Origin of the sequence: Acidiplasma sp. (assembly GCF_038728925.1) — an archaeon.
Classification (GTDB): Archaea; Thermoplasmatota; Thermoplasmata; order Thermoplasmatales; family Thermoplasmataceae; genus Acidiplasma; species Acidiplasma aeolicum.
Genome location: NZ_JAVYSZ010000001.1, coordinates 229,382 through 238,162, shown reverse-complemented (window position 1 = coordinate 238,162; position 8,781 = coordinate 229,382). Strand labels below are relative to the sequence as shown.

Here is an 8,781-nt window from a genome sequence, read left to right as displayed (position 1 = left end):
TCCTGGTAAAAGTAGCAGAATAGAGTGGTGAAAATCCACTCCGCCGAAAGGGCAAAGGTTCCTTGGCAATGTTCGTCAGCCGAGGGTTAGCCGATCCTAAGGTCACCCCTAACAGGAAGTGATCGAATGGGAAGCTTGTTAATATTCAAGCGCCTCAGGTGTTTTGCCATATATGTAAGCTTTGGGATAAGGATTGTATGCTTGTCTACGTATGGATATCTATGTGTAGATGGAGAGTTGTAATGACGAGAAATTTACGAAATGATATTCGTTCCCGTATGGGAATTTTCTTGAGTCCCGGAGTCTATGAAAAACATATATGGGTCAAGCCTGAGTTCGTACCAAGAACCGACACAGGTGCCCCTAGATGAATAGTCTAAGGCGTTTGGGAATAATGGATGTGAGGGAACTCGGCCAAATAGTCCCGTATCTTAGGTAGAAGGGATGCCTATCCAGAAATAGGATAGGTCGCAGTGGCAAGGGGACCCCGACTGTTTACCAAAAACACAGATCGCTGCTAGTCCGTAAGAATTTGTATAGCGGTCGAAACCTGCCCAGTGTTGGTACCTGAAAGCTCCGTACAAGGAGAAGAAGGGCCAATAAACGGCGGGGGTAACTATGACCCTCTCAAGGTAGCGTAATACCTAGCCGCTTAATTGGCGGCTCGCATGAAGGTTCAACGAGAGTCCCACTGTCCCCACATTCAGCCCCGTGAAATTAATGTACTGGTGCACAATCCAGTCTCTCCCACATGAAAGCGAAGTCCCCGTGGAGCTTTACTGCAGCCTGTAGCTGTGACGCGATTTTTAATGCGTAGGGTAGGAAGGAGCCGTCGATATTCTGATCGTGGTCAGGATGGAGGCAACGATGAAACACTTCCCTTTGAAAGTTGCGTCACTAACCTTGAATAAAGGGACAACTATTGGTAGGCAGTTTGGGTGGGGCGCCACGCCTCTAAGAAGAAAACAGAGGTCTCCAATGGTTAGCTCAGAAGGGTCAGAAATCCTTCAAAGAGTATAAGGGTAAAAGCTAGCTTGACTGTGTTCCAGCCAATAGGGAACGCAGATGCGAAAGCAGGGCCTAACGAACCACCTAGTACCCTCTTTATGAGGGCAGGTGATAAGAGAGAAGTTACCCCAGGGATAACTGAGTTGTCCTCGGTAAGAGTACACATCGACCCGAGGGTTTGCTACTTCGATGTCGTCTGTTCCTATCCTGGTGCTGCATAAGACACCAAGGGTGGGGCTGTTCGCCCATTAAAAGGGATCCTGAGATGGGTTCACTACGTCGCGAGACAGTAGGGTTGCTTCTCTGTGGGAGTGCACAACGTCTGAAGGGAAGGAGCCTTTAGTACGAGAGGAACGGGGGTTCGTGGCCTCTAGTTTATCGGTTGTCCGACAGGGCAGTTGCCGAGTAGCCACGCCATACGCGAATAAAAGCTGAAAGCATCTAAGCTTGAAGTCGCCCCTGAAAATAGACGTTGTTTGAGACCACTCTTAAAAGAAGAGGTTGATAGAGCCGGGATATAAGTATCAAGCTTTTGCGAGATATTAAGTCCACGGCCACTAATAGGTCGAAAACACAATCTATGCTAATTGATTATCCGGTATACCCGCCATTTATTATTGGTCTTTATTTTTTAAAATTTTAATTAATACACTTAATTTATATTTAAATTAAATTTTGTTTTAACGTCATTTAAATATGGAAATGATGGAAATGCACCGTACTCTGTCACAGATAGTGCTGCCGCCATATTTGCTATTTCCATACTTTTATTTACATCAGATGTTTTTGTTAACATTGCAGCAAATGCACCGTTGAAGCAGTCTCCAGCACCTGTTGTATCCCTTGCATTAACGGTGCTCGGCTTAAAATATCTTATTTCATTTCCATTATTTAACAATGAACCATATGACCCGAGCTTTATTATTATGTTTGTTTGATATTTCTTGTATAATATTTCAGAGGCCTTAAATGCATCCTCCCTGGAATTTATATGCATACCTGATAGCTTTGATGCCTCAACCTCATTTGGTGTTATATAATCACTCCCTGAAAGAACAAAATCGTTTATCTCATTAATAGGGCTTGGATCTGTTATTATTAAATTATTACGACCATATGTTTTAATTACATACTCAATTGTATCCATTGGTATCTCCTGCTGAAGCATTATTATTGAATTATCTATTTTAATATCCTTTAAATCTTCCTCCCTTAAATCATTGTTTGCACCGGAAAATACAGATATCATATTTTTTCCATTTTTATCAACATTTATAAATGCCATTCCGGTTTTCTGGCCATACATTATAATTGAATTAAGATTTTCCTTACCTATAAAATCCTTAATAAGGCTGCCAAAATAGTCATTGCCTATTTTTCCAATGAGTGTTGTATTGGCACCCATGCGTGCAGATGAAATTGCCTGATTTGCACCCTTCCCACCCGGATAAACATAAAAACTGCCAGCCTTAATTGTCTCTCCTGGCTCAGGAAGGTGATCAGACAGCATCAAAATGTCAACATTTATACTACCTATAACGAATACCCTGTTCATCTTTCTAAATAATTAATATAAATAAATGCTTTATTATATACTATAATAAAACCCATTTTAGGAATAAAAAGAAAATATTTTTACTTACACTATATATACCCCATAAATGTATGATGAAACATGTGTCTTTTGCAGGGAAATCATTAGAAACGGTAAGGCTGCCTTTGTTTATGAGGATGAATATGTTCTTGCATTTATGGACAATGCGCCAATTGAGGAGGGGCATGTTTTGGTAATTCCAAGGGAACATTATGAGAATATTTTTGATATAGATAAAGAGATATATATAAAAATACAATTAACTGTAAAGAAAATAGCAATAGCAATAAAAAATGCATTGAAATGTGATGGTATAAACATAGGTCAGAACAATGGCAGGGTTGCCAATCAGGTTGTAATGCATTACCATACACACATAATACCAAGGTATTACAGAAAGCGTATAAACTGGGAGAGGGAGGTAGTGGACATGGCGGATCTGGAGATAATAGCAGAGAAAATAAGATCCGCCCTAAAGGAGGTAAAAATATGAAAAGTTTAGAGGAATTATATAAAAGGGCCATAGAATTAAAGAATAAGGGCATGTCCGATAAGGAAATCTCAACAGAATTGCATTTATCGGTTAATACAATATCATGGTTGCTCAGTAAAAACATTGGAGAGACCAAGATACAGGATGTTAAAATTGGATGGCGCAGCATAGGTGTTTACGGAAGCAGAATAGGCCATATAGCCGAAATAATGGCCGATATAATAAGTGAGGAGATTAACATAGATGATTTAGACTCAGTGCTTGGTATCACAATTAATGGCATCCCATTTGCAACATTTGTTTCAGACATTCTTGGAAAGGAATTAATGGTTTACAGGCCGCATCCATCCGGCAAGGAGGGTTTATTCAGCAGCAATTTCGCCGGTGTTAAGGGCAAAAAAATTGTTGTAATAGATGATGTTATAAGCACCGGGGAAACAATGAAAAATACAATAAACGATATAAAAAATCAGGGTGGCCAGGTGCTTTTATGCGTGGTTCTTGTCTCAAAGCTAAATATTGATGAAATCTCAGGAACAAGAATAAGGTCAGTAATAAGAACTACAATGGTGGGATAAAATTGTACTGGGCAGACTCAGTTGTTAGCAATTTAACCGGAGATCAGCTGGTATCAACAGGTATTTCCCCCTCGGGCCCAATACACGTTGGAAACATGAGGGAAATAATAACCGGGGATATTTTATATAAAGCATCACTGGACAGGGGCCTGAAATCAAGGTTTATATATTTATGCGACGACCTTGATCCCCTGAGAAAGGTTTATCCATTTCTTGATTCATCCTATGCAAAGTATGTTGGGGTTCCATTAAGCTATATACCATCACCTGATGGAAATGGAAAGTATTCAGATTATTTCCTTAAACCCTTCCTTGAAACACTGCAGAAAATTAATGTTAATGTTGAGGTCATAAGCACTACAGGCCTTTATAAGACAGGAAAGCTTGCAGATGCCATAGATACTGCCATAAAAAACAGGGAAACTATAAGAAAAATAATGCATGAAATAGCAGGTTATGACCTTGATGAATCATGGTATCCATATGAGCCCAGATGTTCAAAATGTGGAAAAATAAACTCATCACACGTTATTTCCTACGAATATCCATATGTCCATTATAAATGCGAGTACTGTGGAAATGAGGGTACATCAGATATACGGACAGACGATGGCAAAATGCCATGGCGCGTTGAATGGCCTGCAAAATGGTACTCACTTGGTGTAACAATAGAGCCTTTTGGCAAGGATCATGCTGCAGCAGGCGGATCATACGATACAGGAAAGGAGATAGCTAGGCAGGTATTTCATATTAATCCACCTGTACCACTTATGTATGAACGCATACTATTAAAGGGCGTTGGGGTCATGCACTCATCCACCGGAATATCAATACCAGCCTCTGAGGTCGTAAAATTCGCTCCTCCTGAGATACTAAGATTTTTAATAGCCAAAAATGACCCCTCAAGGCACATAGATTTTGATCCCGGCCTTGGCCTCTTAAATCTCATAGACGATTATGAAAAAATAGAGAATGCCTATTTTGGTCTTGAAAAACCAAACAATGAGAATTACAAAAGGATATATGAAATGTCTAGAATTAAGATTTTAAACGCACCTGAGAAAATTAACTTCAGGCATATAGTTAACCTAATACAGATATATAAGGACGATACAAGCCTTCTTGAGGCACTCAGGCGCAGCGGTTATAATAAAGAATATATCGATCATGCCCTGCGCGATGAAATAGAAACAGCAAAATACTGGCTGGATAAATACGCACCTGATAATATAAAATTTTCACTATCCACTAAACATATTGACCTTTCAGAAAAGGAAAAAACAATACTTTCTGAGTTTCTAAACAGTGTTTCTGGAATTGAATGGACATCTGAAAATATACACAATGTAATATACGATATTATAGGAAGAAATAAAATACCGCCCAAGGATGGCTTTTCACTGTTTTACCGTGTCTTTATAGATCGCGAGCGCGGTCCAAGGCTTGGTTATTTTCTTGCCAATCTTGACAGAAACTATGTTATATCTAGAATAAAAGACCTTTTGTGATTTTATTATAATAATTAAGAATATTTATTAATTCATTATGATTTTATGGCCAATGATAGTTATAAACCCTGATCCACTTGATTTATCATATGTGCCTGACCGAATGTTCTTCAGGGATGATCATATAAAAGCAATAACATCAGCATTAATACAGCCATCAAAAAGTAAAATATCCACAAACATGGTGATTTATGGCCCATCAGGAACTGGAAAAACATCAACAATAAAATTTATAATGAAATCCACTCCGTCATTAATCTATGAAAATGCTGCATCCTACCAGAATGTCAGGCAGCTGCTTGAGCACGTTCTGTTGAGGCTTGGTAGGCCAACAGCATATAAGGGTATGTCATATAATGATATATTTTACCTTATGAAATCATCCAGCTATGCCAGTAATGGTATTATACTCGCAATAGACGAGGCATCCGGCCTCATTAGAAATGATCGTGATGGCATATACAACCTTTTAAGATCAAAGGAAATTTATAATATAAATCTTAGCATAATTATTATATCCATGGAAAACCCAGTATTATACCTTGAGAGGCGCTATGGTACGGTTATTGAGCTCCCATTCAATAAATATACAAAACCTGAGATATTAGACATTATAAGGGATAGATCAGTTAAATCCCTAGTTCCCGGGTCATGCAGCATTGAAATACTTGATTTTATCTCTGAAATTTCATCGAAATTTGGAAGTGCAAGATATGCAATTGAGCTTCTTCAGAAGGCAGCATATATGGCAGAATACAGATCCTCAACAATAATAAGTGCGGACGACGTTCGTTTTGCGGTATCAATAATAAATCCATATATTACAGAGAGCAGGCTTTCCATGCTTGGAAAAAAGGATTTAATTGTTTTATTATCAATATGCAACCTTCTTGAGAAATCGCAGTTTACAAACATAGAAAGAATTAAAAAGGAAACTGCGGTTAACAGTGAAATATACAATATTAAGATAGGCAAATCAATAATTTACAGTATAATTAAAAAACTGGAAGAACTTGATATTATTTCATCAAGGCTGGTAAGCCATGGCAATAAATCAGGCGTTGTTAAGAATATTACAGTGACTGATGCACCTGTATCAATGCTTTCAAAAAAAATTGAGGATCTACTTTCCAGAATTTAAAAGTATAAAATCAATCGGTTTAAATGATCTTATAAGCATCCTTTTATAATAATCCCTGTCAATGTTTTCTGCATCCGGTCTTATTATACCGTGCCTTTTATCAATAATTATTCCATCAACCGACATGCCCGGGTAAATATTAATACGGCCATCAAGATATTTCATAAGGTAATATGTTCCATTTCTTACTTTGTATTCATTAATATGCCTGCTTATGGTAAATTTTATTTTAAAGTCATCAACTTTAAAACTGCTAATTTTATTTAAATAATACCTTTTAATTTTATCGATTTTTTCCCTTCTAAAACTTATTTGTTCAAAATCGCATTTAATTTCATTTAATGCATTTTCCTGAAATTTTTTTATAAACTCTGGTATATTTTTCCTTCTCATCTCTATGCCCCTTACCTTAAATGTGCCATCATATTTATAACCAATATAGCTGTTTGCCGATCCAATGCCATTATTCTTTGGCAAAAATGCTATCCATTTATAATGCGAATCTATAACTATTGGTATTCTTGTCCTCTCATAGATTTCATTGATGGTCTTTTGTATGTCCCCATCTCCATAAATCCACATAGAATCCACAACACCGTGTATAAAATTAAATCCATTTTTTTCAGCAATTCTAATGGAATTCATAATTATACTGCGCCCAATTGATGTTATTTTTTCATGAACATCTATCCTTCCAAATTTTGCATTTTTATATCCCGTGTATCCAAACGAATTTAAAAGTAGAGATTTTAAGGCCATATCCCTTTTCATATATATATCTGACCTTTCCCTTATGCCTTTATAAAACAACCTTGTTTCAAGCAATCCTCTTAGAAACATTGCCAGATGCCCCATGCCAGCTGAAGAAAGATTTTCCGGAGATAAATTATAATTTACCATTATACTAGGATACATGGAGGAAAAGTCAATTTCATAAACATTTTGATAAATTCCAGGGTCAGGTGTAAAAACAATACCACCAGAATCAGCCTCAAAAAATTCACCCGGTGTTTTTGGTTTTTCATAATCAGTCTTCCTGAACGGTATAAGGATTTTCCTTTGCAACGCCTCCTTTTCCTCTATAGATGAAACAACAGTTCCAGGAGTTACCACCGATACTGTTTCAGGCGGAAGCAGGGACAGTCTGGAAAGTTCTACTATTCCTGTTATCCCAGATTCCTGAAATATAAACGAATTTGAATCTATGCATATCTTATTATTTATTGAGATTGTTTTTGGCATGTATGAGTGCCTGCCATACGATTCAAAACTTCTGGCCCTGTGGGTCTTATATTCAATAGCGTAGCCATGCTTAAACATGTTATTTAATAATATTGAGAATTCCCCATAATAGTTGTTATAGATTATTATTAAACCATCATCTATGGCATTGTATAACTCCTCGTATATGTTTTTTTCGTATTTTTTCCCATTTATTGTAATATAGGATACATCATTATTTTTGATAAAGGCATAAATTTCAGCAGTTTTGATATCTGGATCATAATCGTATAAGGATCTTATTTTAAAAAACGATAGCCTGTTTAACGCCATAAACCTTAAAACAGGATTTATATCAGCATTGTATATTTTAATTTTATACCCAAAGGAATTCTCTATTTTTTTCGCAATATAATTAATCTGTGATGGCCTCATGAATATTCTGATTCCATCTAAATATCCATATATGTCCCGCATTTTTGTATGCTCATAAACAAGGTTTGAAAAGTCAAGGCTCCTCTCAAGCATGGACATATCATAATAATTGCCTGAAACAAAAATCCATGAATGATTTTTTATCTGTCTTTTTGTAATTTTATTTCCTGAAAGATACCAGAGATTTATGTAATCAGAACCAGTGGCGTTTACTATTATCTCCATTTTCAACCGCCTCTTTATAAATCTCAATCAAAATGGAGAAAAAAAATTGGTCTCTGTTCTCTATCTCATTTGAATGCTTTTCTGCGAATGATAGTATTTTCTTCAATACTATTATATCCTCACGCCTCATATGGCCGGACATTAACAATATATCATTCTCAAGGTATTTTATATATTCTCTTGATGACATTGTATTCCTTCCCATTATTGGATCATCTCACAGTTTAGTGTTTCAGGGCCAGCAAGGTTGATAACAATGTCATTACCATAAGCAACCATTCTTCTAATAAGATCAGAAACCACTGAAAGCTCCATTGTATCCCATGATTCCAGGGTTATGGTTGATATTACAATTAAAAAAGATCCCTCATGGCTGTTTATAAGTATATTCTCAAGCTGGTATGGTGTTAATATTCTCTGTATTTTTACATCATAATTTAAAACGGTTTTATCAAGAATAATCCCATCGGAAATAAGTATTTTTCCAATTTTATATCTGCTTAGCAGTGAGTTTATACTGCTCCTATCTGTTTTTATTATCCTTAAAAAACCCATACATTTTAATATAAATCCAGCAA

Annotated in this window: 8 protein-coding genes and 1 rRNA gene; 5 read left to right on the top strand and 4 right to left on the bottom strand. The window is 36.6% G+C overall.

Annotated features, from left to right (window positions below; all coding sequences use genetic code 11):
- Window positions 1-1,589, top strand: a 23S ribosomal RNA gene (locus QXW15_RS01375); the annotation flags it as partial.
- Between the two features lie 71 nt (window positions 1,590-1,660).
- On the opposite strand, the gene QXW15_RS01370 is transcribed toward QXW15_RS01375, so the two are convergent.
- On the bottom strand, window positions 1,661-2,563 hold the full coding sequence (locus QXW15_RS01370; RefSeq protein WP_342789813.1) for a ribokinase: 903 nt from the start codon (window positions 2,561-2,563) through the stop codon (window positions 1,661-1,663).
- 106 nt (window positions 2,564-2,669) lie between these two features.
- Between QXW15_RS01370 and QXW15_RS01365 the strand changes: the two genes are divergently transcribed.
- Genes QXW15_RS01365 through QXW15_RS01350 form a run of 4 tightly spaced genes read left to right on the top strand, consistent with a single transcriptional unit; the run spans window position 2,670 to window position 6,322 of the window.
- Window positions 2,670-3,095 (top strand): HIT family protein, encoded by a 426-nt coding sequence (locus tag QXW15_RS01365; protein WP_048102081.1) that lies wholly within the window; start codon window positions 2,670-2,672, stop codon window positions 3,093-3,095.
- On the top strand, window positions 3,092-3,673 hold the full coding sequence (locus QXW15_RS01360) for an orotate phosphoribosyltransferase-like protein (RefSeq protein ID WP_048102082.1): 582 nt from the start codon (window positions 3,092-3,094) through the stop codon (window positions 3,671-3,673). The genes QXW15_RS01365 and QXW15_RS01360 overlap by 4 nt, the downstream gene beginning before the upstream one ends.
- A 2-nt stretch (window positions 3,674-3,675) precedes the next feature.
- Window positions 3,676-5,181: a lysine--tRNA ligase gene (gene lysS, locus QXW15_RS01355; RefSeq protein WP_342789812.1), complete on the top strand. Its 1,506-nt coding sequence runs from the start codon at window positions 3,676-3,678 to the stop codon at window positions 5,179-5,181.
- A gap of 52 nt (window positions 5,182-5,233) precedes the next feature.
- A complete protein-coding gene (locus tag QXW15_RS01350; protein ID WP_048102189.1) occupies window positions 5,234-6,322 on the top strand; it encodes a Cdc6/Cdc18 family protein in 1,089 nt (362 codons plus the stop codon).
- On the opposite strand, the gene QXW15_RS01345 is transcribed toward QXW15_RS01350, so the two are convergent.
- Genes QXW15_RS01345 through QXW15_RS01335 form a run of 3 tightly spaced genes read right to left on the bottom strand, consistent with a single transcriptional unit; the run spans window position 6,305 to window position 8,758 of the window.
- On the bottom strand, window positions 6,305-8,203 hold the full coding sequence (locus QXW15_RS01345) for a type B DNA-directed DNA polymerase (RefSeq protein WP_342789811.1): 1,899 nt from the start codon (window positions 8,201-8,203) through the stop codon (window positions 6,305-6,307). The two genes, QXW15_RS01350 and QXW15_RS01345, sit on opposite strands and share 18 nt — an antisense overlap.
- On the bottom strand, window positions 8,172-8,408 hold the full coding sequence (locus QXW15_RS01340) for a hypothetical protein (protein WP_048102084.1): 237 nt from the start codon (window positions 8,406-8,408) through the stop codon (window positions 8,172-8,174). Before QXW15_RS01340 ends, QXW15_RS01345 begins: the two co-directional genes overlap by 32 nt.
- On the bottom strand, window positions 8,408-8,758 hold the full coding sequence (locus QXW15_RS01335) for a hypothetical protein (protein ID WP_054964362.1): 351 nt from the start codon (window positions 8,756-8,758) through the stop codon (window positions 8,408-8,410). The genes QXW15_RS01340 and QXW15_RS01335 overlap by 1 nt, the downstream gene beginning before the upstream one ends.
- Window positions 8,759-8,781: the final 23 nt, after the last annotated feature.